Source organism: Peribacillus sp. SIMBA_075, from assembly GCF_046534585.1.
Genome location: NZ_JAWRYN010001398.1, coordinates 1 through 243, shown reverse-complemented (window position 1 = coordinate 243; position 243 = coordinate 1). Strand labels below are relative to the sequence as shown.

The 243-nt window shown below is 39.1% G+C and carries 1 pseudogene; it reads right to left on the bottom strand.

The annotated features are described in order from the left end of the window. Nucleotides 1-192, bottom strand: a pseudogene (locus SB775_RS32930) (4-hydroxy-3-methylbut-2-enyl diphosphate reductase); the annotation flags it as partial. Nucleotides 193-243: the final 51 nt, after the last annotated feature.

Sequence of the window (243 nt, the reverse complement as noted above, 5' to 3'; positions counted from 1 at the left end):
TCGACTTGGACCGTCTAATGTAATGATGCCATCCTCTTCGAAAGCATCTGTGACATGCTTATTGTGAACAATCATACCTAAAATATAAATGGGTCTCGGTAATGATTTATCTAATGCGGCGTTACGTGCAATAACCATCGCGTCCACAACACCGTAGCAATAACCACGAGGGGAAATTTTAACAATTTTCATATGAGTAATCCTCTCCTTCTAAACAAGGGATACTTTTGTGCATAGTCTTTT